At 51.2% G+C, this 24,321-nt stretch carries 19 protein-coding genes and 1 tRNA gene; 12 read left to right on the top strand and 8 right to left on the bottom strand.

Annotation, left to right across the window (positions count from 1 at the left end; genetic code table 11):
- Positions 1-141: 141 nt before the first annotated feature.
- The 3 genes from PsW64_RS16905 to rplU form a co-directional block, all read right to left on the bottom strand.
- Positions 142-747 carry a GNAT family N-acetyltransferase gene (locus PsW64_RS16905; protein WP_057461575.1) on the bottom strand — a complete coding sequence of 202 codons (606 nt, stop codon included), beginning with the start codon at positions 745-747 and terminating at the stop codon, positions 142-144.
- Between the two features lie 156 nt (positions 748-903).
- A complete protein-coding gene (rpmA, locus tag PsW64_RS16910) occupies positions 904-1,173 on the bottom strand; it encodes a 50S ribosomal protein L27 (RefSeq protein WP_057461576.1) in 270 nt (89 codons plus the stop codon).
- 46 nt (positions 1,174-1,219) lie between these two features.
- Positions 1,220-1,795 carry a 50S ribosomal protein L21 gene (rplU, locus tag PsW64_RS16915; protein ID WP_057461735.1) on the bottom strand — a complete coding sequence of 192 codons (576 nt, stop codon included), beginning with the start codon at positions 1,793-1,795 and terminating at the stop codon, positions 1,220-1,222.
- Between the two features lie 584 nt (positions 1,796-2,379).
- On the opposite strand from rplU, the gene PsW64_RS16920 reads away from it, so the two are divergent.
- Together PsW64_RS16920 and PsW64_RS16925 are read left to right on the top strand one after the other, a co-directional pair.
- Positions 2,380-4,374, top strand: coding sequence for a methyl-accepting chemotaxis protein (locus PsW64_RS16920; RefSeq protein ID WP_208980850.1), 1,995 nt, complete (start codon positions 2,380-2,382; stop codon positions 4,372-4,374).
- Between the two features lie 167 nt (positions 4,375-4,541).
- Positions 4,542-4,631: transfer RNA gene (locus tag PsW64_RS16925), tRNA-Ser, on the top strand.
- 8 nt (positions 4,632-4,639) lie between these two features.
- Here PsW64_RS16925 and PsW64_RS16930 read toward each other — a convergent pair.
- Positions 4,640-5,245, bottom strand: coding sequence for a class I SAM-dependent methyltransferase (locus PsW64_RS16930; protein ID WP_208980851.1), 606 nt, complete (start codon positions 5,243-5,245; stop codon positions 4,640-4,642).
- A 188-nt stretch (positions 5,246-5,433) separates the two neighbouring features.
- Between PsW64_RS16930 and PsW64_RS16935 the strand changes: the two genes are divergently transcribed.
- The gene (locus PsW64_RS16935) at positions 5,434-6,630 is read left to right on the top strand and encodes a Gfo/Idh/MocA family protein (protein ID WP_063304325.1); all 1,197 of its coding nucleotides are present in this window, start codon (positions 5,434-5,436) and stop codon (positions 6,628-6,630) included.
- Between the two features lie 43 nt (positions 6,631-6,673).
- Here PsW64_RS16935 and PsW64_RS16940 read toward each other — a convergent pair whose 3' ends face one another.
- The 4 genes from PsW64_RS16940 to PsW64_RS16955 all read right to left on the bottom strand — a co-directional run bounded on the left by PsW64_RS16940 (position 6,674) and on the right by PsW64_RS16955 (position 10,800).
- Positions 6,674-8,119, bottom strand: a complete 1,446-nt coding sequence (locus PsW64_RS16940) for a uracil-xanthine permease family protein (protein WP_063286546.1) — start codon at positions 8,117-8,119, stop codon at positions 6,674-6,676.
- A 30-nt stretch (positions 8,120-8,149) separates the two neighbouring features.
- Positions 8,150-8,653: an ureidoglycolate lyase gene (locus PsW64_RS16945; RefSeq protein WP_063304326.1), complete on the bottom strand. Its 504-nt coding sequence runs from the start codon at positions 8,651-8,653 to the stop codon at positions 8,150-8,152.
- A gap of 6 nt (positions 8,654-8,659) precedes the next feature.
- Entirely contained in the window at positions 8,660-9,544 is an 885-nt protein-coding gene (locus PsW64_RS16950; protein WP_063304327.1) for a bifunctional allantoicase/(S)-ureidoglycine aminohydrolase, read from the bottom strand.
- A gap of 314 nt (positions 9,545-9,858) precedes the next feature.
- Positions 9,859-10,800, bottom strand: a complete 942-nt coding sequence (locus tag PsW64_RS16955) for a LysR family transcriptional regulator (protein ID WP_063304328.1) — start codon at positions 10,798-10,800, stop codon at positions 9,859-9,861.
- Between the two features lie 235 nt (positions 10,801-11,035).
- On the opposite strand from PsW64_RS16955, the gene PsW64_RS16960 reads away from it, so the two are divergent.
- The 9 genes from PsW64_RS16960 (at position 11,036) to PsW64_RS17000 (ending at position 24,249) form a co-directional block, all read left to right on the top strand.
- Positions 11,036-12,382, top strand: a complete 1,347-nt coding sequence (locus PsW64_RS16960; protein ID WP_063304329.1) for an MFS transporter — start codon at positions 11,036-11,038, stop codon at positions 12,380-12,382.
- A 62-nt stretch (positions 12,383-12,444) separates the two neighbouring features.
- Positions 12,445-13,830: a NarK family nitrate/nitrite MFS transporter gene (locus PsW64_RS16965; RefSeq protein WP_063304330.1), complete on the top strand. Its 1,386-nt coding sequence runs from the start codon at positions 12,445-12,447 to the stop codon at positions 13,828-13,830.
- A 25-nt stretch (positions 13,831-13,855) separates the two neighbouring features.
- A complete protein-coding gene (locus PsW64_RS16970; protein WP_063304331.1) occupies positions 13,856-17,605 on the top strand; it encodes a nitrate reductase subunit alpha in 3,750 nt (1,249 codons plus the stop codon).
- Positions 17,602-19,143 (top strand): nitrate reductase subunit beta, encoded by a 1,542-nt coding sequence (narH, locus tag PsW64_RS16975; protein ID WP_057461585.1) that lies wholly within the window; start codon positions 17,602-17,604, stop codon positions 19,141-19,143. Before PsW64_RS16970 ends, narH begins: the two co-directional genes overlap by 4 nt.
- The gene (gene narJ, locus PsW64_RS16980) at positions 19,140-19,862 is read left to right on the top strand and encodes a nitrate reductase molybdenum cofactor assembly chaperone (protein WP_063304332.1); all 723 of its coding nucleotides are present in this window, start codon (positions 19,140-19,142) and stop codon (positions 19,860-19,862) included. The genes narH and narJ overlap by 4 nt, the downstream gene beginning before the upstream one ends.
- 2 nt (positions 19,863-19,864) lie before the next feature.
- Positions 19,865-20,578, top strand: a complete 714-nt coding sequence (gene narI, locus PsW64_RS16985; protein WP_063304333.1) for a respiratory nitrate reductase subunit gamma — start codon at positions 19,865-19,867, stop codon at positions 20,576-20,578.
- Positions 20,579-20,584: 6 nt separating this feature from the next.
- Positions 20,585-21,472 carry a peptidylprolyl isomerase gene (locus tag PsW64_RS16990; protein ID WP_063304334.1) on the top strand — a complete coding sequence of 296 codons (888 nt, stop codon included), beginning with the start codon at positions 20,585-20,587 and terminating at the stop codon, positions 21,470-21,472.
- 163 nt (positions 21,473-21,635) lie between these two features.
- Positions 21,636-22,628, top strand: coding sequence for a Gfo/Idh/MocA family protein (locus PsW64_RS16995; protein WP_082831143.1), 993 nt, complete (start codon positions 21,636-21,638; stop codon positions 22,626-22,628).
- 610 nt (positions 22,629-23,238) lie between these two features.
- Positions 23,239-24,249, top strand: a complete 1,011-nt coding sequence (locus tag PsW64_RS17000; protein WP_063304335.1) for a BMP family protein — start codon at positions 23,239-23,241, stop codon at positions 24,247-24,249.
- Positions 24,250-24,321 lie beyond the last annotated feature (72 nt).

The following is a 24,321-nucleotide window of genomic DNA, read 5'->3' on the forward strand; positions in this document are numbered from 1 at the left end:
GATTGCAGACAGAGCGACTGCATCAGGATCAGGTAAAAGCCTGCTGGTTTTGTGTGGTTGAGAGTAAGCCGTTACAGCCAAACAACAATCACGCTGCCGAAAGCAGGTTGCTGTCATTGCAACCTGCTGATCTGGCATCACTTAACCAGCAGAGCCCCATCGCGTATTCGCGATCCATTGGCTGCGGGTCAGTGTAAAGCGTGTGGCATCCACCACGGCCATAGCGCCGAGAGAATGCAGCTTTGTCGTTCCGTCCTGCTTAAAGCCGCACTTGGTCAGCACGCGGTGCGAGGCAGGATTGCTCACGCGACAAGAAGCGGAGAGCTCCTTAACGCCGTTAGCAAACGCGAATTCGATAACAGACTGAACAGCTTCTGTCGCATATCCCTGGTTCCAGAATGGCTCGCCCACCCAATAACCCAGGTGCACAGCACCAAAGTCTTCGGCAAGCGGGTTGAAACCGATAGCGCCAATAATACGGCCAGTGTTCTTCATGCGGATCGCGAACGTTGCCTGAGATGGCAACTGCACATCACACCGTTTCACGAGCGCTTTAGCGTCTTCATACGTGAAGGGATGCGGCATGTTCGTCAGCTTCTCAGCGATCCGACGGTTGTTGGCTAAAAACAGGATGTCAGCCAAATCATCCTTGCGCGCTCGGTCGATGACAAGACGCGCGGTGTCCTGCGGCGACCCGGCCGCAACGCAACTGCTTTCTTCTGGGATTTCTTCGTATTCAACTACCATGGTTTTAACTCCGGTCTACTGCCCATCTCACTGGACAAAGAAAAAGGGAAGATGGCATCCCATCTCCCCTTTTTCTGATCTTTCGATCTGAACCGGATTTTTCCAAATCCGTCGGGGTCTGATGAGACGCCGACGATTTGGATTATCACGTCAGCGTTACTCGGCGGCGAGTGCCACCGGCATCACATTAATAAATGTTCGGCCATTGCGTTTTTCTTCGAATGCAACTTTGCCTTCGACGGTCGCAAAGATGGTGTGATCTTTACCAATGCCAACACCTGCGCCTGGGTGCCACTTAGTGCCACGCTGACGTGCAATGATGTTGCCAGGAATCACGGCTTCGCCACCGAACTTCTTGATACCAAGGCGACGACCAGCTGAGTCGCGGCCGTTGCGGGATGAACCGCCAGCTTTTTTATGAGCCATAACGAAGTACTCCTCGTTTAATCTCTAGGACAGAAACTTGCGCGAATTACTTCGCTGCGAGTTCCTTAGCCTGTGCAACCCAGTTATCACGTTCGAAGCGGCCTTTAGTGCCAGTTTCTTCTTCAACGCGGGCGATGTCTTCAGCAGAAAGAGCTGCGATCTGTGCGTAGGTAGAGATACCTGCAGCATTCAGCTTTTTCTCAATTGCTGGGCCAAGACCCTGCAATTTTTTCAGATCGTCGGAGCCTTCAGCAGCTGGTGCAGCGGCAGCTTTCTTAGGAGCAGCGGCTTTTTTAGCTGGCTTAGCGCCACTGGTCAGGATGTCGGTGATTTTCACAGTAGTGAAAGCCTGACGGTGACCATTACGACGACGGGAGTTCTGACGACGACGTTTTTTGAAGATGATGATCTTACGATCACGACCCTGCTCAACAACCTCAGCTACAACAGAAGCGCCTTCAACGGTTGGTGCACCAATGGTGGTTTCAGCATCTGAACCAACCATGAGAACTTCGTCAAAAGTTACTGTTTCACCAGCTTCGGCAGAAACTTTTTCGATCTTCAGAAGATCGTCAGCAGCAACAGTGTACTGTTTACCGCCTGTTTTGATGACTGCGAACATGCGCATGTCCTTCTTATCTAAGCGCACCCTTTGGCGTCGCAGCAAACTGCGAACTTTGTCGACCGTTTCCTTTATGCTCTAGGAACGTCCCGTTTTGGGGAGATCGACCGCAAACTCTGGAAAAAACCAGAAGGCGGTTTCGATGTCTTGCCTCGGACAGCGCGAAAACACGGGTTTCCCCGCAATTTATGAGCTGCTGGAATATACGCAGGCATTCTGGAATGTCAACGCAGAATCTCGCCAATTATATTAGAAATACGAGAGGTGAGATTTATGTCACGAATACTCAACTGTCAAAGAACGCTCCTGTATTGGAGTGATTCGCGCTATGGTTGCGCTGTCAGATTTATACCTACGATCTAATTGTTACGTCCAAATACCTATTACGCTGCGTTTTAAGGTTCATTCTATGATTGTTTTAAGGATCGATAAACCTTCGCCAGCCAACAATAGCGCAAAGAGATTTGTGCATGTTCCATACAAGTGCTTAGGGGAGAAATGAGCGCCGAATATGGAATGTATGTGACAATCTCGCGATCATTATCATCCAATGAATTAAACCGCATACGTGCGGGGGGCATAAAATGCGCATTCCAAAGTTTGCCTGGATATACTCCGTCGTAACTAGAGTTACAGCTCTTGGGTTGTTGCCGATACTTGTGCTGGGTGGGGCGTTGATTTCCCTCTCCCAAATGAACAGCCAGAATGCTGAATTTCAAAGAAATACGCAGACCTATAACCAGCTGATGCAAAATGCACAGGCGATCAGTGCTGCAGTTGATCGTATGCGCGCAATTGGTGGAGAGTTTCTACTTCACCCGAAAGTAGAGGCATCTGACATTGCAGCAAACGCACGCGAACGCGTTGTTGTACTGGTTGAAGAAACACGCGCACTAAGCGTTCCGGGCATTGAAGACGAGCTCTATGATAATCTGGAAGGCTATGCCTACGGATTTTCTGAGACATTTGGCGCTGTGGTTGAAGCGACACTAGAGCGTGGAACTAGCTCAGATGGAGGTCTCATTTCAGTCCTCCAGGGTGCTAGTTCCACAATGCAGCTCGAAATCAACAAGGCTCGTCGGCAACTGAACGTCAGCAAAGACACGCATCGTGTTGCTGGTTTGCTAAAAGATCTTCAGGCCATGGAATGGACCATTGGCGTTGACGGATATGAAATTGAAAAGAGCACCTTCAAAAGTCGCATTGAGCAGTTTGGCATGGTCATTCAAACAGCGAAAATGCCAGAAGAAACGTCCCAGGTAGTAAGCGAACTCTGGGCAACCTACACAGAGACGCTGGAGCAGATTGAAACTCTGAATGCTGACATTCAGGAGGAAATGGTCTTCGCTCTGGAGCAGTTGGACGAAATGATCCCAGCTGCGAAACAGCTTAATGATATTGGTGTAGCGGGTGAGACCGAAGCAAGGGCACTTCACAACGATGCATCAGCTGCAAGTATGCAGCGCTTCTTGTTGCAGGCTGCTGCGATGGGGATTGTCGGCCTGATGATTGCTGGCTACATCGCGTGGCGTATCTCCCGCCCTCTCGCAAACCTGCATACAGCCATGGGCGTGTTGGCAAACGGGGATGTCTCAATCAACATTGAAGGCACCAAAGGCCGGGATGAATTCGCGAAAATGGCGAAGATCCTCGAAGTGTTTCGTGCCAACGCCATTGAGCGAAATCAGCTGAACGATGAACGTGATGAAGACAACAAGCGCCGCCAGGAGCGTGAGCAAAAAGTTGCGCTTCTTGTGCGTGAGTTCGAGAAAGCAGCAACGGCTGCAGGTGACGGTTTCAACTCCGCAATCCAGTCATTGCATGAAGCCTCCTTCGCTCTGAACGTCACTGTCGAAAGCGTCTCTGACAAAGCTGGTAAAGCAGGTGATGCGGTAAGCCACGCATCTACATCAGTGGCAACTGTTGCATCTGCCAGTGAGGAAATGTCTCTTTCCATTAAGGAAGTCGCGTCTGAAGCGGTAAATTCCAAAGACGTTGCCGATGAAGTTGGTGGGCTTGTTATCAACACGTCCAAGACAATTCAGGAGCTGGCTGAAACTGCATCCCGTATTGGAAAAGTTGTTAGTCTAATTAAGGATATTGCAGACCAGACCAACCTTCTTGCTCTCAATGCCACCATTGAGGCCGCACGTGCTGGCGAGATGGGCAAAGGCTTTGCGGTTGTGGCCTCCGAGGTGAAACATCTTGCAAACCAGACCACCACGGCGACGGAAGAAATCTCGCAGCAGATCCATGCGATCCAGCAGGTGTCTACTGATGCCGTTGGCTCCATCGAAAAAGTGACGAGCATGATGGAGAAGCTATCCACCAGCTCTTCAGCAGTGGCAGCAGCTGTAGAACAGCAGTCTGTAACTGTTGGCGAAATCGCGCGTTCTGTGACCGATGCTTCTGATCAGTCTCGTATTGGTGAGTCCGAAATGGGGGAAGTTGCCAGCACTATTGAAAACTCCACCAAAACGGCAGAAGACATCAACAACCAGGCCGACAGCATCTCTGAAGAAGCTGATCAGTTTAACCGCTCGATCAAAGCCTTCCTTGAAAACGTTCAAGCCGCATAACTCTCCAGAAATGGACAGTCATTTCAACGCAGTGGGTTCGCTCACTGCGTTTTTTATTGGGAGGTGACGCGTGAGCTGTGAGTTATCTGCGGCATAGCGGTCGCAGGGCTTGCCGAAGGGAAAGCTTCTTTATATTGTCCCGCAATCCTCACCACGAGGATCAATTAGGAGAGTTGCCGGAGTGGTCGAACGGGGCGGTCTCGAAAACCGTTGAGCACGCAAGTGTTCCGAGGGTTCGAATCCCTCACTCTCCGCCATTTGTTCTTTAACCTACTTTTTCAATGATCATCGTAAGCCACTTCTCGTGAGGGCTGTAGGGCTTATTACTCAGCGTAATGCGGGCATCTTGAAGCTGTAGGTTCGGGACCTGCTGCAGGATGTTGCTGAAGCGGGCTTCGGTCATCATGGAAAAGCGACGCCCGTCATCGCGGTTTACTTCTCCTTCTCCCAATTTGAAAGAAGCAAACAAGGTCCCGCCATTCTTGAGGGCATTGCAGAGATTGGTGAGTGCGAGAGGAAGTTCAGAATAAGGAACGTGAAGCAATGAGGCATAGGCCCAGATAGCATCGTAAACCTGCTCGCTGTTAAATTCCTGAAATGTGTTTTGCTGGACATCTATACCGATCAGTTTACTAGCCGATTTCACCATTTCAGCAGATGCATCGAAGGCGTCAACTTCAAAGCCAAGCTGCTTGAAAGCATAGGCATCACGCCCGGACCCGCATCCCGCATCGAGAACTCGCCCACCTGGCGGTACTCTCATGAGGAACCGTTGGTAGTGCTCCTCCATGTCCAGATGCAGTGTGCGCTCGATAAAGCTCTCTGCATTCTTCTCGTAATAGGCTCGGGTGGTCTCTGATGAGTTCGGCATAAGACCTTCTGCTCTCCCTTAAGTCAGCAATAGTTCAGTCTGGATTTTGAAACAGTTTCTCTGAAATGACCAACACTTTTGCAAAAGAGCATTTGCAATTACCGATCTCAGACTTGATGATCCTACAGGTTCAGGTGGTGCTGTTGCGCTAACCGATATCTGCACCTGAGAAATATGGAGAATGCATAATGACCGTCGAAGCTGCTGAGCCACAACAAGTGTTGAATATTCCGAAAAAATTGGGACGTAGGCTGCGTCTGGGAATGGTCGGCGGTGGTCAGGGTGCATTCATCGGCGCAGTTCACCGCATCGCATCGCGTTTGGATGATCGCTATGAACTTGTTGCTGGTGCCCTTTCTTCTGATCCAACGCGGGCAAAAGCTTCAGCTGAAGAACTCTATATCTCATCTGATCGTGCCTATACCTCCTTCGAAGAAATGGCAGAAAAAGAACCGCTTCGGGATGATCCGGTTGATGTAGTTGCCATTGTGACGCCTAACCATATGCACTATCCGGCAGCTCGCGCGATGCTCGAGGCTGGTATCCATGTCATCTGCGATAAGCCGATGACAACGACGAGTGAAGAAAGCGAAAAGCTTGTTCAACTGGTTGAGGAAACTGGCAAACTGTTCCTGTTGACGCATAATTACACCGGCTACCCAATGATCCGGCAGGCAAAAGCTATGATTGAGGCAGGCGAACTCGGGAGAATTCGTCTGATTCAAGTAGAGTACCCGCAAGATTGGCTGACTGAGCCGATTGAGCAATCAGGCCAAAAGCAAGCCAGCTGGCGTACGGATCCAAAACGATCCGGAGCAGGCGGCTGTATCGGAGATATCGGCACGCACGCCTACAATCTTGCCACCTTCGTATCCGGCATGAAAGCAACGGAAGTTTTGGCGGAGCTGACAAGCTTCGTAGAGGGCAGAGTGCTGGATGATGATGTGCAGATGCTGCTGCGCTACGAAAATGGTGCCAAAGGAATGCTGTGGGCGTCTCAGGTTGCTCCGGGCAACGAAAATGGGCTGAGACTGCGCGTTTATGGAGACAAAGGCGGTATTGAGTGGGTGCAAGCTGACCCGAACCATCTGGTTTACTCACCCTATGGGAAGTCAAGCTACCGCATTACACGTGGCGGCCCCGATGCAATAGAGGCCGCAAATGCAGTCTCTCGCATTCCAGGTGGTCATCCGGAAGGGTATCTGGAAGCCTTCGCAACAATCTATAACGAGTTTGCTGATGTTTTGGCTGCGCGCATTTTAGGTCAGTCAGAACCCGAGTGCAGCAAACTGCTTCCGACTGTATCTGATGGGTTGGATGGGCTGAACTTCATTGAAACAGCCGTGAAAAGCTCTCAGAACGGCGGTGCATGGCAGAAACTATAAGAGAAGCTCCCCTCGCCATAGCAAAACGGCGAGGGGAGTTTCTTTAGGCTTGGGAGCCTGCTGGTTTTAGTGGTGCATCCTCTTGTGAGGCCATGCCGCCTGAAACTTCTTCCGTTGCTTCGGCAGTAAGCTCTTCTGGCAATACAAGATTGAGCACAATCGCGATCAGAGCTGCAGGAAGCAAGCCACTTGTCATCAATATGCGCAGCGTGTCAGGCAGATACTGAACAGCTTTTGGATCAAGCTGCAAACCAAGGCCGATTGATAACGCAATCGCGAAGATCACCATGTTTCGGCGGTTCCAGTTGACGTCGGAGAGCATGGAGACGCCAGCGGCAACCACCATTCCAAACATAACGATCACACCTCCGCCGAGCACTTCGATGGGAATTGTGCGAATGATCGCTCCAACCTTGGGTATCAGTCCGCACACGATGAGGAACAAGGCGCCTATCGTCACCACGTGGCGGCTCATCACACCTGTCATGGCAATCAGCCCCACATTCTGGCTGAAGGATGTGTTCGGCAAACCACCAAAAACACCGGCTATGGCTGTGCCAAAACCATCAGCGTAGGTTGCCCCCTGGATCTCCTTGTCGGTCGCCTCACGTCCTGCACCGCCTTTGGTGATGCCAGAGACATCGCCAACAGTTTCAACAGCACTCACAAACGCCATGAGACAAAAGCCAACCACAGCAGCAAGGCTGAAATCAAAACCATAGGCGAATGGCATCGGCAGGGCGAAAGATGCAGAGCGACCAATGCTTGTAGCAATCCCATCCACAGTCACCATGCCGACCATCATCGCGTAAAGATATCCTGCAAGGATGCCAATCACCACGGCAGATACTGCTAGGATTCCGCGGGCATAGAACTTCAAGCCAAGCGTGACGAGAATAACAATGAGCGCAGCAGACCAGTTGAGCATACTTCCATACTCAGGCTTGCTAATAGCAGGCACACCACCAGCAGCATACTGAATGCCCACTTTCACCAGCGCCAGACCGATCATGGTTACGACAAGACCAGTCACCAGCGGTGGTAAGGCAAAGCGAATGCGGCCAATGAACATCCCTAGAATGGCATGGAACAAACCACCAATAAGCACGCCTCCAAACAGAGCAGGCAAAGCTTCAACACCTTTACCTGCAACGAGTGGGATCATGATGGGGATGAAAGCAAAGCTGGTACCTTGCACAATCGGTAAGCGGGCTCCAACTGCTCCCATTCCAATTGTTTGAAAAAGCGTCGCTATTCCGGCAAACAGCATGGACATCTGGATCATGTATGTCATGTCCGGGAAGCCCTGCGCCCCTGCATCAGAGCCAAACCCAAATCCGGCAGCTCCGGCAATAATGATCGCCGGAGTAACGTTTGAGACGAACATGGCAAGCACATGCTGAATGCCAAGTGGAACCGCCTTATGTAAGGCAGGTGTGTAGTTCGGATCACGCAGTTGTTCTGGTGTCCCGATGGAATTGCTGGTCATTTAGTCCCCTCCTACTAATGACGCACAGTGTTATTCCGTTATTAAGTAGGCCTCCTTCAGCCAGTGTTCTTCTAGGTTGTTTCCGTCCCCAATCCGGTCGACAACAGCGAACAGTCCTGACCCGTTGATGGGAGTCAGAACGCCGTGCCATGTGTTCCGTTTGATATTGATGGACTGGGTTGAACTCGCCATAAACGCACGAGGTGATGAAGGCCGTCCACCTTCATCTTCGGCGACTATGACAAGATATTCTGACTGGTTCATCGGAATGAAGCATTGCGAGCCCAATGGATGGCGCTCCAACATCGTCAGCGTGTGCGGCAGGTTGCGAAGCTCTGCCTGAAACAGGCTGACACCAGCGCGGCCACCAATAAACTCAACACCAGCCAGATCAGAAAAACGCTCACATCGGCCTTCGTTGATTAGGATAGGTGATGTCCCGCCGGTCTCAATCAGTTCACCAAACGGCATAAATACCGCAGAGGTGAGCTTCTCAATCCGTATGGTGCGCTCTGTTGTGACCTGATTACCCATATCTGATCACCTTTGAAACGAGCAGAGCTGGGCATGTCGATTGACGTCTTTGTAAAGCAAGTACCGGAAACGGCCTGGACCGCCAGCGTAGCAAGCTTGCGGACAAAAAGCGCGCAGCCACATAAAGTCACCGGCTTCCACTTCAACCCAATCGTTATTCAGCCGATAGACTGCTTTCCCTTCCAAAACATACAAGCCATGTTCCATCACGTGGGTCTCAGCAAACGGAATGCAGCCACCGGGCTCAAAGTTCACGATGTTGACGTGCATGTCGTGGCGCATATCACCGGGGTCTACAAAGCGCGTCGTCGACCAGGCTCCATTGGTATCTGGCATGGGAGCAACAACAGCATTCTTTTCATGGGTAAACAGCGCGTCGGGTCTCGCAATGCCTTCGACAGCCTCATAGCGCTTTCGAACCCAATGGAAAGTGGCAGCTAGAGAGCTATCGTTGCGCACTTCATATTGGGCTCCAGCAGGCAGATAGGCGTAGCCACCTTCGGTAAGCGTGAAAGCCTCATTGCTCATTGTGATCGTAATCTCACCTTGAACAACGAACATCACGCCCTGCGCTTCAGGGTCTGGTTCAGGTTTAAGGGAGCCACCATCTGGCTGAACTTCCATGATGTACTGCGAAAACGTCTCAGCAAACCCAGAGAGTGGTCGGGCAATAATCCAGGCACGCGTCTTTTCCCAGAAAGGCAGATTTGAGGTCACGATGTCCCTCATCACGCCTTTGGGAATAACGGCATACGCATTAGTAAACACTGCCCGGTCTGTCATGACTTGTGTTTGCGGAGGCAAGCCTCCCGAAGGTGCGTAGAAAGAAGAAGGTGATATGCCCTCAGAAGAGGCATCAAAGGTGCGGGGTGGCAGTGTTTGGGTACTCATATGTAAGTTTACTTCCTTGTACGACACTCACGCTATGGCAGTCCGCGTAAGTGCAGCAACCCGAATTAAGTTGAATTCCTTGCCGGGGAGGTGCACTCGTCGAATTAGGGATCGACGAGGCACTGTTCGAAGCACTGGGCAAATGTGCTGGTATCAACCGTGTCCATTAAGCTCGTCAGCTGGCAGGGCCACCAAACTCCTCCCATCTATCAGTTTAGCCTAATAAATGAGTTGGATTATCAAAATTATTTTGAAAGTATTTCGCGGATAGCCGGAAAAAGAAATAGATACATAAACGACTTTTCAATCAAGAATTACTTATTCAGAAGATGAGTAGAGTACTGATAACTCTTGTCTTTTAGATACGTCTTCAATCGCTCACTGATGAAATTAAGAAAGAGCCGGATTTTAGGATCTTGATAGCGCTTGTGCGGAAATAGACATGCCAAATGCACATCAGCAGGAGGGGTAGCAGTGCAGACGGCGATAAGGTCTCCGCTGAGCAAATGATCGACAACATCAAACAAGGGGGCATTGATGAGGCCGTGATGGCCGAGTGCCCAGTTCACCAACACATCGCCGTCATCAGAGGTGAACGGGCCGCCAACTGTGAAGCTCTGTAAGCCCTCAGGAGTTTGAAGCGTCCATCGGCTTTCAGAGGAACCGGGAAACTGGAGCAGTAGGCAATCATGCTTTCCGTTTTGGAGATCTGCCCCTTGCAGTGGCTCACCACGCTGATCAAGATAGGTAGGGGAGGCGCACAGTACCCGAGGACAGTCCAACAGGTTTTTCAGCCGCATTTCAGAGTTTGGTAACTGTCCCAGAATGAATGCCAGATCCAAACCTTCTCCAGTAATGTTAAGAGGACGGTCCGAGAGCCTGAGGCGAACATGAATTTCAGGATAAGCATCGTGGAATTCAGGAATAAGCGGTGCGATCAAACGCCGCCCTATGCCGAGTGGAGCAGAAACAAAGATTGAGCCGCGTGGAGTGTGTGTCACCTCCTGAACAGCCGCTTCAGCCTCTTCCATTGCTTCCAGCATTTTACGGGCGCCAGGATAAAAAATGCTACCTTGCTCAGTGGGTTGGATGGTGCGGGTGGTGCGGTTAAACAAGCGAATGCCCAGGTGCTTCTCAAGCTCTCCAATACGGGAGGACGCAACTGCAGGAGAAACATGCATGTCCCTTGCCGCAGCAGACATGCTGCCAAGCTCAAACACGCGCACAAACATCCTGACATTGTTGATGTAAGACATTGCTTTAACTTTGAAATCCCCGCTTCTAAACGAAACATACCAGCATCAGTGTAGACTGGATAGGTGTTTTTCATTGTGCCGTGAGTTGGAAATAAAACATAGTTTTACTCCAAGTTGTATTTCAATTTTACTCGTTTAATCCTGTTCTTTCTATGAGTTGCTCTACTTTTGGGTGCTAAAGCTCCTGAGATTCTATGTGGATTGTTTTACCTGCTAGAATTCAGGAACAAATACTATGCATTCACTTGAGGGTGTTACTCGCTCCGATCAATATAGGGCATTGGGTCTCAGTACCTTTGCTTTTACTATCTGTTTTGCAGTTTGGACCATTTTTTCCATCATTGGCGTGCGCATTAAAGGCGAATTGGGGTTGTCCGATACTCAGTTCGGCTTATTGGTTGCCACACCAGTGCTCACCGGTTCTGTGAGCCGCATTTTCCTTGGAGTATGGACAGAGCAGTTCGGTGGACGGATTATGTTCCCACTGCAGATGCTCATTACAGCAGTCTGTGTCTGGTTGCTCACCTCAGTACAAACCTATGAAGTGTTTCTGTTAGCCGCCTTGGGCCTTGGATTGGCCGGCGGCTCTTTTATTATCGGCGTAGCCTATGTCTCCCAGTGGTTTGAAAAAGAGAAACAAGGCACTGCACTTGGCATTTTTGGTGCCGGTAATGTCGGCGCAGCAGTTACCAACTTCGTAGCACCATTTCTGGTCGTTGCAGTTGGCTGGGAAGGTACAGCCCGTGTTTACGCAATTGTTTTGGCAGTCACAGCCGTTCTGTTTTATCTGTTCAGTAAAGATGATCCGTCTCAGCAGGAGCGCAAGAAAGAAGGCAAGCGGGCGGTTTCGGCAGCAGAGCAGCTTGCACCTTTAAAGAACCTGCAGGTCTGGCGTTTTGCAACCTATTATTTCTTCGTGTTTGGTGCCTTTGTCGCGCTCGCGTCATTCCTCCCGCGGTACTACACCGGGGCTTACGGATTGGAGCTGACGACGGCTGGCATTTTCGCTGGTCTCTATTCATTACCTGGGTCAGTATTTCGAGCGCTTGGCGGATGGATGTCAGATAAGTGGGGTGCACGTTTTGTCATGTACCTCACATTTATCGTCTCCCTCTTTTGCCTCTTCCTGCTGAGCTATCCAGAAACCTCATATGTTGTCAGCGGTATTGACGGTCCCATTGAGTTTAACTTCGGTCTCGGTGTTGGTGCCTTCGTCTCTGTGACCGTCGTTCTTGGTTTTGTCATGAGCCTTGGTAAAGCAGCGGTCTACAAGCACATACCGGTTTACTACCCCTACCATGTTGGTGCTGTCGGAGGCCTCGTAGGCATGATCGGCGGCCTTGGTGGCTTCTTCTTGCCAATCGCCTTTGGAGTTCTGCTCGACTGGACTGGCGTTTGGACGGCACCCTTCATGCTTCTCTTCATCATTGTTGCGGTCTCAACTGTGTGGATGCACGTCGCCATCCGCAGGATGGAGCGCAAGCGTTATCCCGAATTGCAAGACGAAACAGATCTGTCTGATCTTCCGGACGAGCCGGTTGAAGGTCCGGACGGACCTGCAGGCGTAGAAAAGTATCCGTAACCAGCGAAACCCTTTCTGGACATTCGGTCTGGGGAGGGCATGTAGCCAAAAGGAATGAATGTATGTCTGATAACAACACTCAACAAGGGCACACACTAATTGAATGGCGGCCGGATGATCCGGAGTTCTGGGAAACCAAAGGGAAGGTGATTGCCTCTCGAAACCTTTGGATCTCTATTCCGGCACTTTTGCTTGCCTTCTCAGTGTGGCTCGTTTGGAGTGTTGTTGTCGCAAGGCTACCCGCCATCGGTTTTGATTATACGACAGACCAGCTCTTCCTGCTGGCTGCTCTGCCAGGCCTTTCTGGCGCGACACTCAGGATCTTTTATTCCTTTATGGTCCCTATCTTTGGTGGTCGCCTTTGGACAACGCTAACCACAGCATCGCTGCTTCTTCCGGCTCTGGGTATCGGGTACGCAGTTCAGGACCCCACCACGCCTTATAGCATCTTCCTTCTGTTAGCCCTGCTTTGCGGTTTCGGGGGTGGTAACTTCGCCTCTTCAATGGCAAATATCGCGTTCTTCTATCCAAAGAAGGAAAAAGGAAACGCGCTTGCGCTCAATGCAGGCCTCGGAAACCTTGGCGTTTCCGTCATGCAGTTTGTGGTGCCGCTTGTCATCACAGCTGGTGTCTTCGGTGCGATCGGTGGCGCTCCTCAAATCCTTGAGGATGGATCCCAACTCTGGATCCAGAATGCTGGCTTTATCTGGGTTCCATTCCTCATCATCGCGACGCTGGCTGCATGGTTTGGCATGAATGATATCGCCGATGCCAAAGCGAGCTTTAAAGAGCAATCCATCATCTTCTCAAGAGCGCACAACTGGATCATGTGCATTCTCTACACGGGAACCTTCGGCAGCTTTATCGGCTATTCCGCAGGCTTCCCGCTGCTCATGAAGACACAGTTCCCAGAGGTGAACGCACTCACCTTCGCATTCCTTGGCCCTCTCGTTGGTGCGCTCTCCCGAGCCGGTACAGGTTGGGTCTCTGATAAGTACGGCGGTGGCCGTGTAACCTTCTGGACCTTCCTGTTCATGGCGGTTGCTGTTGGTGGCGTGCTGTTCTTCCTGTCCATCAAAACAGAGCCGGGAGCTTTCTGGGGCTTCTTTGCCTGCTTCATGGCACTGTTTTTCCTGACAGGCGTAGGCAACGCCTCCACCTTCCAGATGATCCCAACCATCATGCGCCAACAGGTCGGCCTCTTGATGCCAGAGCTGGATGCAACAGCTCACCTGCGCCAGTCAGAACGTGAAAGTGCAGCCATCATCGCCTTTACCTCTGCAATTGCAGCCTACGGTGCCTTCTTCATCCCCAAAGCCTACGGAACATCCATCGCCTACACAGGTGGTCCGGATGCCGCGCTTTGGGCCTTTGGCATCTTCTACGTGATCTGTCTGGTGATTACGTGGTTCTTCTACACCCGCAAGGGTGCCTCCGTTCCGTGCTAAGCAAATAACGTGAAGGGCATTTCAGATGTCTCTACTACTCGATAAACTGAACTTCTTCGCAAAACAGGACACTGGTACCTTTGCAAACGGGCACGGTGTTACAACCAATGAGAACCGAAATTGGGAAGACAGCTATCGAAAGCGATGGCAATACGACAAAATCGTACGCTCGACCCATGGTGTGAATTGCACCGGTTCCTGTTCCTGGAAGATCTACGTCAAAGGCGGGATTGTCACCTGGGAAACCCAGCAGACGGATTATCCGCGTACCCGCCCGGACCTGCCAAACCATGAGCCACGGGGTTGTTCTCGTGGTGCCAGCTATAGTTGGTACATGTATTCCGCAAACCGGGTGAAGCATCCACTCATTCGCTCCCGCCTCCTCAAGTTATGGCGCAACGAGCGAACAGTGAAATCACCGGTCGCTGCGTGGGCAGCCATTCAGGATGATCCTGCAAAGCGCGCAGATTACCTGAAAGTGCGCGGACACGGCGGTTTTGTGCGAGCCACTTGGGAAGAGGTCAACGAAATCATCGCAGCAGCAAATGCTTACACCGCGAAGAAATGGGGACCTGACCGCGTCGTTGGCTTCTCTCCAATTCCGGCTATGTCCATGATTTCTTACGCAGCAGGTACCCGCTATCTGTCTTTGCTCGGTGGCACATGCATGTCGTTCTACGACTGGTACTGCGATTTGCCTCCTGCCTCACCACAAACATGGGGTGAGCAAACCGATGTGCCTGAATCCGCTGATTGGTACAATGCGGGCTTCCTGATGTTGTGGGGCTCTAACGTTCCACAAACGCGCACACCGGATGCGCACTTCTACACCGAGGTTCGCTACAAAGGCACCAAGTCAGTTGTGGTCTGCCCAGATTACTCGGAAGCGGCCAAGTTCTCAGATCTCTGGCTCCATCCAAAGCAAGGCACTGATGCAGCTCTGGCGATGGCCATGGGTCATGTCATCCTTCGTGAATATCATTTAGACAGGCAGGCAAAATACTTCGAGGACTACTGCCGTAAGTACTCCGACATGCCGCTGCTGGTTCGCCTCGTCAAAAAAGACGGCAAATACATCCCGGAACGCCTCCTGCGTGCTTCCGAATTTGCGGACAAGCTGGGGGAAGAAAACAATCCGGAATGGAAAACCGTTGCCCTGGACCGCAAATCGAAGAAGATAGTGGTTCCGCATGGCTCCATCGGCTTTCGCTGGGGGGAGAAAGGCAAATGGAATCTTGAAGAAAGAGACGGCGCTGGCAAAGACACGGACCTCGCCATGTCTTTCATTGACAAAGCTGATCATGATGAAGTCGCTGACGTGGCTTTCCCATACTTCGGCAATCGCGAGCATGACCACTTTGCGGGAACCAACCATGAAAGCGTGATGGTGCGCAAAGTCCCCGCAAAGAAAGTGAAGCTGGCGGAAGGTGAAGCGCTTGTAGCGTCCGTTTTCGACCTCTTCATTGCCAACTACGGTCTGGATCGCGGATTGGATGATCCAAACTCTGCCAAGTCCTATGATGAGGAACTGCCTTACACGCCTACATGGGCAGAGAAAATCACAGGCGTTCCCAAAGATCATATCATCACAACGGCTCGCGAGTTCGCGACAAACGCTGAGAAGACCAACGGACGTTCCATGGTCATCCTCGGTGCTGGTCTAAACCACTGGTACCACATGGATATGAACTACCGCGGTATTATCAATCTGCTGGTGATGTGCGGCTGCGTTGGTCAATCTGGTGGTGGCTGGAGCCACTATGTGGGGCAGGAAAAACTTCGCCCGCAAACCGGGTGGACAGCACTCGCCTTTGCATTGGATTGGACACGCCCACCACGGCATATGAACTCAACATCCTTCTTCTATGCGCATACAGATCAATGGCGCTATGAAACGCTCAAGGTGGATGAGATCTTATCGCCAACAGCCCCAGATGGGGATTGGGATGCGTCGCTGATCGATTACAACATCCGTGCAGAGCGTATGGGGTGGTTGCCGTCAGCTCCACAACTTGAGGCCAACTCACTTCAGGTTGCTAAAGCGATAGAAGAGAGCGGCAAAGAAGCAAAAGACTATATTGCTCAGGAGCTAAAATCAGGCAGTCTCAAATTGTCCTGTGAAGACCCCGACAACGAGGCCAACTGGCCACGTAACTTGTTTGTCTGGCGCTCCAATCTGCTCGGTTCTTCCGGTAAAGGTCACGAATACTTCCTCCGTCATCTGCTCGGCACTGAGCATGGTGTGCTGGGCAAGGATCTGGGAGAGGAAGGCCGCCAGCGGGCGAAAGAAGCCGTCTGGCATGACAACGCACCGGAAGGCAAACTGGACCTGTTGGTCACGCTGGACTTCCGTATGTCCACCACCTGCGTCTATTCGGATATCGTTCTGCCAACAGCCACATGGTACGAGAAAAACGACCTCAATACCTCGGATATGCACCCCTTCATTCATCCACTTTCCAGTGCAGCTGATCCTGCATGGGAAGCCCGCAGTGACTGGGAGATCTTCAAGGGTATTGCCAAGTCCTTCTCTGAGGTCTCACAAGAAGTTCTCGGCAAGGAAAAGGACGTCGTCCTTGTCCCGATCCTGCACGACACAGCTGGTGAAATCGCCCAGCCATTCGACGTAGCGGATTGGAAGAAGGGGGATATTGATCCGCAACCCGGCAAGACTATGCCAAACGTTGTGGTTGTCGAACGAGACTATCCAAACATCTACAAGCGCTTCACGGCTCTTGGCCCACTGATGAGCAAACTCGGCAACGGTGGCAAAGGCATCAGCTGGAACACCGAACACGAGGTAGACCTCCTCAAAGGCCTAAATGGTGAGGTATTGGAAGACGGGCCAACCAAAGGCTTGGCTAAGATCGAAACGGATATCGATGCAAGTGAAGTTGTCCTGTCTCTGGCCCCGGAAACCAATGGTGAAGTGGCTGTCAAAGCATGGGCTGCTCTCTCTGAGTTCACTGGCAGAGACCACACCCATCTGGCATTGCCGAAGGAAGAAGAGAAAATCCGCTTCCGCGATATCGTCGCTCAGCCACGTAAGATAATCTCTTCGCCGACATGGTCCGGCATTGAATCTGAGCATGTTTGCTACAACGCAGGCTACACCAACGTGCATGAGCTGATCCCGTGGCGAACGATCTCCGGTCGTCAGCAACTCTATCAGGATCACCTCTGGATGCGTGCGTTTGGCGAAGGCTTCTGCGTGTACAGGCCGCCGATAGACACCAAAGGCGTCAAACCGGTGATCGACGATAAATCTCTCGGCAGAAAGCAATTGGTCCTCAACTTCATCACCCCGCACCAGAAGTGGGGCATCCACTCCACATACACCGACAACCTGTTGATGCTCACGCTCAACCGTGGTGGTCCGGTGGTCTGGATCTCAGAGGTTGATGCGCAAAAAGCTGACATTGAAGACAATGACTGGGTCGAAGTCTTCAACATCAACGGTGCGCTTGTGGCGCGTGCGGTGGTCTCTCAGCGCATGAAGGAAGGCACGATCTACATGTATCACGCTCAGGAAAAGATCGTGAATACACCGGGATCTGAGCTCACCGGACAACGCGGCGGTATCCATAACTCGGTGACCAGAACCGTCACCAAACCAACACACATGATTGGTGGGTACGCGCAGCAATCCTACGGCTTCAACTACTATGGAACGGTTGGCTCCAACCGCGATGAGTTCGTTGTGGTTCACAAACTGGAAAAAGTGAACTGGATGGAAGAACCACTGGATGACAGTGGTCAGGAGGCAGCAGAATGAAAGTCCGCGCACAAGTCGGAATGGTGCTGAATCTGGATAAATGCATTGGCTGCCACACCTGTTCAGTGACCTGTAAAAATGTTTGGACCAACCGAGAAGGCGTTGAATACGCCTGGTTCAACAACGTGGAAACCAAACCCGGTATTGGTTACCCCAAAGACTGGGAAAACCAAAAGAAATGGAACGGTGGCTGGGTTCGCAAACGCAATGGCAAGATCATTCCCAAGATGGGTGCCAAATGGCGCATTCTGGCGAAGATCTTCGCGAACCCTGACTTGCCAGAAATCGACGACTACTACGAGCCGTTTGATTATGACTACGAGCACCTGCAGGGTGCTCCTGAAAGTGCTCAGTTCCCAACAGCCCGCCCAAAATCAGCAATCACCGGCGAGCGGATCGAAAAAATTGAATGGGGACCAAACTGGGAAGAAATTCTCGGTGGTGAGTTCTCCAAGCGCTCAAAAGATTACAACTTTGAGGGTATTGAGAAGGAAATCTATGGCGAGTTCGAAAACACTTTCATGATGTACCTGCCACGTCTGTGTGAGCACTGCCTCAACCCAACATGTGTTGCTGCGTGTCCATCAGGTGCCATCTACAAGCGTGAAGATGACGGTATCGTCCTGATTGATCAGGAAAAATGCCGTGGTTGGCGTATGTGCGTTTCTGGCTGCCCTTACAAGAAGATCTACTTCAACTGGTCCTCCGGCAAATCAGAAAAATGCATCTTCTGTTATCCGCGCATTGAATCCGGACAACCAACAGTCTGTTCCGAAACCTGCGTAGGTCGCATCCGATATCTGGGTGTCATCCTGTACGATGCGGATAAGATCGAAGAAGCAGCTTCAACCAAGGATGAGAAAGACCTCTACGAAGAGCAACTGAAGGTCTTCCTTGATCCGCATGATCCAAAGGTAATCGAACAAGCCCGCAAAGATGGTGTTCCTGAGGATTGGCTCAAGGCTGCCAAGGCATCGCCGATCTATAAGATGGCAATCGACTGGAAAGTAGCCTTCCCACTTCACCCGGAATACCGCACACTTCCGATGGTTTGGTACATTCCACCTCTCTCCCCAATCCAATCGGCCGCAGAAGCTGGCAAGATCGGCTGGGATGGTGACCTGCCGGATGTCCGGAGCATGCGTATTCCGGTCCGTTACCTCTCCAACCTCCTCACAGCAGGCAAAGACGAGCCTGTCGTCACGGCGTTGGAGCGGATGCTCGCCATGCGCTCCTACATGCGCTCCAAGTCAGTTGATGGCGTAGTCAACGAAGCTATTGCTGAACGAGTGGGTCTGACTTCTGAGTTGATTGAAGACATGTACAAGATCATGGCGATAGCCAACTATGAGGATCGCTTCGTCATCCCAACCACACACCGTGAAGTGTCCGAGGATGCCTACGATGTCCGCGGCTCCTGCGGCTTCTCCTTCGGCAATGGTTGCTCTGGCGGCAGTGATGGAACTGACCTGTTCGGTGGTTCACGCAAGAAAACCGTCGAAACACCAACGGATATATTTAAGGAGATGCGCGGATGATCGTCTCTTTAAAAATCCTCTCGCTCTTGCTCAACTACCCGAGGCAAGAACTGCTGGATGACCTGCCAGCACTGAAAAAAGCGGTAAACTCAGATCGCTTGCTCTCTGCAAAAGGCCAGAAAATGATCTGCACTCTTTGCGATGATCTGGCTACTAAAGATCTCTATGAGGTGCAGGAAAGATACGTGTTCCTGTTTGATCGGACCCGCTCACATTCACTACACCTGTTTGAGCATGTGCATGGTGAGAGCAGAGACCGCGGTCAAGCTCTCGTCGATCTGCGTGAGATGTACCTGACAAACGGTTTCGCGGTAGAGACCACGGAACTACCGGACTACATCCCGCTGTTCCTCGAGTACCTGGCGCATCAACCATTTACAGAAGCACAGGAACTGCTTGGCCAGACAGCTCATATCTTCGAGGCCCTTCGTTTGCGTCTCAAAAAGAAGGGCTCGATCTACGCCAATGCGTTTGGTGCTGTTGCTGAAATCAGCAAAGCGTCACCTTCCAAGGAGCTGCTTTCCAATATTCTTGCAGAGCCCGAAGATGATCCAAATGATCTCGAAGCCATGGATCGCATTTGGCAGGAAGAGGTCGTCAAGTTTGGTGGCAATGCAGGAGAGGGCAGTTGCGGCCCTGATCGCTTGAGAATGCAAATGAGAGCTGCGGACAGACGTCCGCCTGATGCCACGACCCAGAACATTCAAGGGGAGAACTAGAAATGTCTGGCTTCTTCAACACGTTGTTCTTCGGAATATATCCATACATCGCCCTCTCGGTTTTGATTGTAGGCACAATCATCCGTTATGACCGTGAGCCTTATAGTTGGCGTGCTGGTTCAAGCCAGCTCCTGCGCCGCAAGCAGTTGGTCTGGGGTTCAGTGCTCTTTCATGTAGGCGTGCTGATCATCTTCTTTGGCCACTTGGTTGGATTGCTGACCCCAATAGTCCTGTTCGACCTGGTGGGCATCAGTCACGGTGCTAAGCAGGTTCTTGCTGTCGTCGTCGGCGGTATTGCTGGCCTGATGGCGATTGTTGGTGCAGGGATGCTCATTCATCGTCGCTTGTATGATGCGCGTGTACGAGCAGTCTCCAGCACAATGGACACCTTCATTATATGTCTGCTGGGCTTCCAGTTGCTTCTGGGGCTTGGAACTATACCTGTTTCCCTCATGCATCTGGACGGTGAGGAAATGGTCAAATTCATGAGCTGGGCACAAGGCATCTTTACATTCCGTGGTGATGCAGCAAGCTATGTCGTTGATGCTTCATGGATCTTCAAATTGCACCTGTTCGTGGGGCTGACGATCTTGCTTATCTTCCCGTTCACACGCCTGGTGCATATGCTCAGCGTTCCGGCAAGATACTTGTGGCGTCCCGGTTACCAGATCGTGCGTGAGCGCAACTCCACCAATCCACGCCATCCTGCTGAGTGAGGTGAAATGGCCAATCTCTACACCAACCCAAACCTAAGTGAGGGTGCTCAGGCAGACGTGGATCTGCCGAGCACCAAAGTGCCGCCCAAGAGCAAACCGATCATTACCGATGTATCGGTCAACGGGGTCCAAATCTCAGAGCAAAACATTCTGGCAGAAGCCCAAAACCATCCGGCTGAGAACCCAGGTCAGGCAGTGCAAGCTGCTGCGAGAGCGTTAGTCGTCCGCGAACTGTTGTTGCAGCAAGCCAAGGCCTTGAACATTGAGGCTGCACCAGAACAGATGGATGACGGAAGTGAGACACCTGAAGATGCAGCGATCAGAGAACTGATTGAGCAGGAGGTCGAGATCCCGACAGCTTCCAAGGATGAGTGCCAGCGTTACTACGAAAACAACAGGACTCGCTTCAGTTCAGAGCCAATCTATGAAGCCAGCCATATCTTGTTTGCGGCTGGGTCAGAGCAACACACTGCTCGCAGCATAGCCAAGGCCCGTGCCCACGATGTCATTAAACTGCTTCAGGACAAACCAGAAGCCTTTGCAGATCTGGCGCTGGAGTACTCCGCTTGCCCTTCAAAAGAAACGGGCGGAAATCTGGGCCAATTGACCAAGGGAAGCACAGTTTCGGAGTTTGAAAAAGCGCTCCAATCGATGCATGCAGGACAGATGACAGGCGAACCTGTTGAGACCAAGTTCGGCTACCACATCATTTTCCTGAACAGGAAGATTGAGGGAAATACCCTGCCATTCGAGCATGTTGAGGAAACCATCAGAGCATGGTTGGAAGCCGCAAGCTGGTCCAAAGCAGTGTCTCAATACATCACTATCCTGGCAGGGTCTGCTGAGATAAAAGGTATTGATTTACTTGGTTCTGACAGCCCGTTGGTTCAGTAAAATTGTAAGTACTCAGCGATGAGTACCTGCTCTTTTATCGATAAACTTGGATAAGCAGTAAGCTATTGATCTCTGGTATTTTCTCCTTCCTTAAATGTGATTAGGGTTATTTCCGGAGTTCTTCCCGTGATGTTCTCGGGATCCTGTGTTCTGGAGAAAAACAATGTCGAAACTGAACTGGGGCTTTCTCGGAACAAGCTTCATCTCGCTGACAATGGCAGACGCTATACAAGCGGAAGGATCGACGCGGATACATTCCGTGGCAGGTCGGTCAGAAGTGCCTCTGAAAGTCTTCGCAGAAAAGTACGATGTTGAGCATACCTTTGATGACTTCAACGAGCTGATTGAAGACGAAGCCGTTGATATCATTTACATCGCTCTCCCAAACCACATTCACCACGAGTACGTGGTCAAGGCAGCAAATGCGGGGAAAGCAATCCTCTGCGAAAAGTCGCTGTCTATCGACATGGAAAAAACCGATCAGGCGCTGAAAGCGGTTGCCGAGAACGGTGTATTCTTCGTGGAAGGGTTGATGTATCTGAACCACCCGTTTGCAGCTACTATTCGTGATGTGGTTGCTTCTGGTGAGTTGGGTGAGATCCAGTCGATTACAGCTCAGTACTGCGCGTCAATTGCCAGGTTCGTGAACCCACACAGCAAGGGGGCACTTTATAACCTTGGTTGCTATCCAACCTCGCTGATGCATCTTCTATTACAGACTGCATTCCCGACCCATATCTTTGATAATTATAACATATCGGCAATGGGCCGACGTGGTGCAGATGGGAACATCTGCGAGTCTGCAGCAACGTTGCGGTTGAATAACGGTGTTGTTTGCCAGCTTCACACGGCAGAAGACTACGGTCTCCATGCTGGTTTCACAGTGCTTGGCTCCAAGGCAAGTCTGGTGTTGAATTCCAACCCATGGCTACCGGAAGCTGAGGGGAATATCTACACAGTTACCCCATACGAAAAGCCGGGCGACACGCGCACAGTTATGGCAGACGGCAACGCCTTTATTTATCAGGTCAGAGCGATCCGTAAAGCGATCGAAGCTGGCAACAAGGCGCTGGAAAGCCCGGCTCCGAGTGTTGAGGACAGCCGTCAGATCATGCAGATCCTGACCGACTGGGAAGCAGCAACCGTGACTGCCTGAGCGACATGATATTGCAATGTGAGGGGTGCGATTGCACTCCTCTGTGCAGCCTGCGAGGGTTGCCAAAATACTCGCGACTACAACAATTCCCAAATTTTTCTCAGTGATCCGTTGAGGCTCGTATTGCCTGCTCCATGAGCAGCAAGCGTCAATTCCTGCATGAAATCAGCTTGCTACGTGGATGCAATTTAGGCAGTCAGAGCAAAAATTAGACGTTGTGTGCTATTTTTCAATCCATGGAAAATATTGCAAAATAATATTGATTGAAATTATTTGACCGAAAAGTAAAATTTCATAATGTTGCTTCGATTCGAGTGTTTTATCGTCATTTAGCTAAATCCACAGCTATATAGTGGTCCAATAATATTTATACAGTCGATAAATAGCTGAATACCATAAGAAAAGTACTGTGTGATCTGCATTAATTTACGTGCCGTCATGCAAAAAATACTTCTGAGGCATCTAGTCATTAGCCGCTTTGTCTCGTATACAGCCATTTTTAATGCCTTCGTCCTGATCAGGACATTTTCACTTTCACTACGAGATAGGGCAGATTGCGGCTGCAGTCTGATCTGCAGTCCTGCACAATTATTGATTTCAGGGGGTGTGCATGTTTGCGACACGTTTGAACGGTTTGGTGAGACGCCATGTTCTCGCAGCCGTAGCTGCTTTTGCGGCCATAATCGCGGTTTATTCACCAGCAAAAGTTTTAGCTGCCGAACCTCTCAAGGTCGCAGCGATTTACACCGTTCCTGTTGAGCAGCAATGGGTTGGACGTATCCACCAAGCGCTCAATGCAGCGGCAGAACGCGGTGACATCACCTATGTCTATTCCGAAAACACAGCCAACACCGACTATGAGCGCGTTATGCGTGAGTACGCCGAAGCTGGTCATCAGCTCATTGTTGGCGAGGCGTTTGCAGTAGAACGCGCAGCGCGCAACGTGGCTGCAGAATACCCGGAAACAGCTTTCCTCATGGGCTCGTCCTTCCCGGCAGCTGAGCCAAACTTCGCGGTATTCGACAACTTCATTCACGAACCATCCTACCTGTCCGGTATGATCGCAGGTGCGAAGTCCAAGTCTGGCAAAATCGGCATGATCGGTGGCTTTGCTATTCCGGAAGTGAACCGTCTCATGCACGCATTCATGAATGGTGCTAAGGCAACCAATCCAGAGGTGACTTTCACTGTCAACTTCATCAACTCCTGGTACGATCCGCCAAAAGCGAAAGAAACCGCTTACGCCATGATCGATGCTGGTGCGGATGTTTTGTATGCAGAACGCTTCGGTGTGTCTGATGCGGCGATGGAAAAAGGCATCTTCGCGATTGGCAATGTGATCGATACCGCTGCTGACTATCCAAACACCATCCTCGCCTCTGCCATCTGGCATATGGAGCCAACAATCGACACTGCGATTGCGGCTGTAAAGGCGAATAACTTCAAGGCTGAAGACTACGGCAAGTACTCCTTCATGGGCCATGCTGGTGGTTCGCTGGTGGTTGATGAAACGCTGGTGGATGCGGACCTTCTTGGCAAGGTTAAAGCTGTTGAAGCGAGCATTCTGAATGGGGCTTTTACCGTTGAGATCAACGACGAAGAGCCAAAATCCTCCAAGTAACGCTGATCGGGTCGGGGGGATATCCCGGCCCGTCTTCTCCGCCTGCTACGCGCATAACCTCGTCAGTCCAAG

The organism is Pseudovibrio sp. W64 (assembly GCF_001623145.1).
GTDB lineage: Bacteria > Pseudomonadota > Alphaproteobacteria > Rhizobiales > Stappiaceae > Pseudovibrio.

Excerpts from the sequence above, each read along its gene's own strand:
- PsW64_RS16905 (WP_057461575.1), bottom strand. The coding sequence starts at position 747 with ATGGTAGTTGAATACGAAGAAATCCCAGAAGAAAGCAGTTGCGTTGCG.
- rpmA (WP_057461576.1), bottom strand. The coding sequence starts at position 1,173 with ATGGCTCATAAAAAAGCTGGCGGTTCATCCCGCAACGGCCGCGACTCA.
- rplU (WP_057461735.1), bottom strand. The coding sequence starts at position 1,795 with ATGTTCGCAGTCATCAAAACAGGCGGTAAACAGTACACTGTTGCTGCT.
- PsW64_RS16920 (WP_208980850.1), top strand. The coding sequence starts at position 2,380 with ATGCGCATTCCAAAGTTTGCCTGGATATACTCCGTCGTAACTAGAGTT.
- PsW64_RS16930 (WP_208980851.1), bottom strand. The coding sequence starts at position 5,245 with ATGCCGAACTCATCAGAGACCACCCGAGCCTATTACGAGAAGAATGCA.
- PsW64_RS16935 (WP_063304325.1), top strand. The coding sequence starts at position 5,434 with ATGACCGTCGAAGCTGCTGAGCCACAACAAGTGTTGAATATTCCGAAA.
- PsW64_RS16940 (WP_063286546.1), bottom strand. The coding sequence starts at position 8,119 with ATGACCAGCAATTCCATCGGGACACCAGAACAACTGCGTGATCCGAAC.
- PsW64_RS16945 (WP_063304326.1), bottom strand. The coding sequence starts at position 8,653 with ATGGGTAATCAGGTCACAACAGAGCGCACCATACGGATTGAGAAGCTC.
- PsW64_RS16950 (WP_063304327.1), bottom strand. The coding sequence starts at position 9,544 with ATGAGTACCCAAACACTGCCACCCCGCACCTTTGATGCCTCTTCTGAG.
- PsW64_RS16955 (WP_063304328.1), bottom strand. The coding sequence starts at position 10,800 with ATGTCTTACATCAACAATGTCAGGATGTTTGTGCGCGTGTTTGAGCTT.
- PsW64_RS16960 (WP_063304329.1), top strand. The coding sequence starts at position 11,036 with ATGCATTCACTTGAGGGTGTTACTCGCTCCGATCAATATAGGGCATTG.
- PsW64_RS16965 (WP_063304330.1), top strand. The coding sequence starts at position 12,445 with ATGTCTGATAACAACACTCAACAAGGGCACACACTAATTGAATGGCGG.
- PsW64_RS16970 (WP_063304331.1), top strand. The coding sequence starts at position 13,856 with ATGTCTCTACTACTCGATAAACTGAACTTCTTCGCAAAACAGGACACT.
- narH (WP_057461585.1), top strand. The coding sequence starts at position 17,602 with ATGAAAGTCCGCGCACAAGTCGGAATGGTGCTGAATCTGGATAAATGC.
- narJ (WP_063304332.1), top strand. The coding sequence starts at position 19,140 with ATGATCGTCTCTTTAAAAATCCTCTCGCTCTTGCTCAACTACCCGAGG.
- narI (WP_063304333.1), top strand. The coding sequence starts at position 19,865 with ATGTCTGGCTTCTTCAACACGTTGTTCTTCGGAATATATCCATACATC.
- PsW64_RS16990 (WP_063304334.1), top strand. The coding sequence starts at position 20,585 with ATGGCCAATCTCTACACCAACCCAAACCTAAGTGAGGGTGCTCAGGCA.
- PsW64_RS16995 (WP_082831143.1), top strand. The coding sequence starts at position 21,636 with ATGTCGAAACTGAACTGGGGCTTTCTCGGAACAAGCTTCATCTCGCTG.
- PsW64_RS17000 (WP_063304335.1), top strand. The coding sequence starts at position 23,239 with ATGTTTGCGACACGTTTGAACGGTTTGGTGAGACGCCATGTTCTCGCA.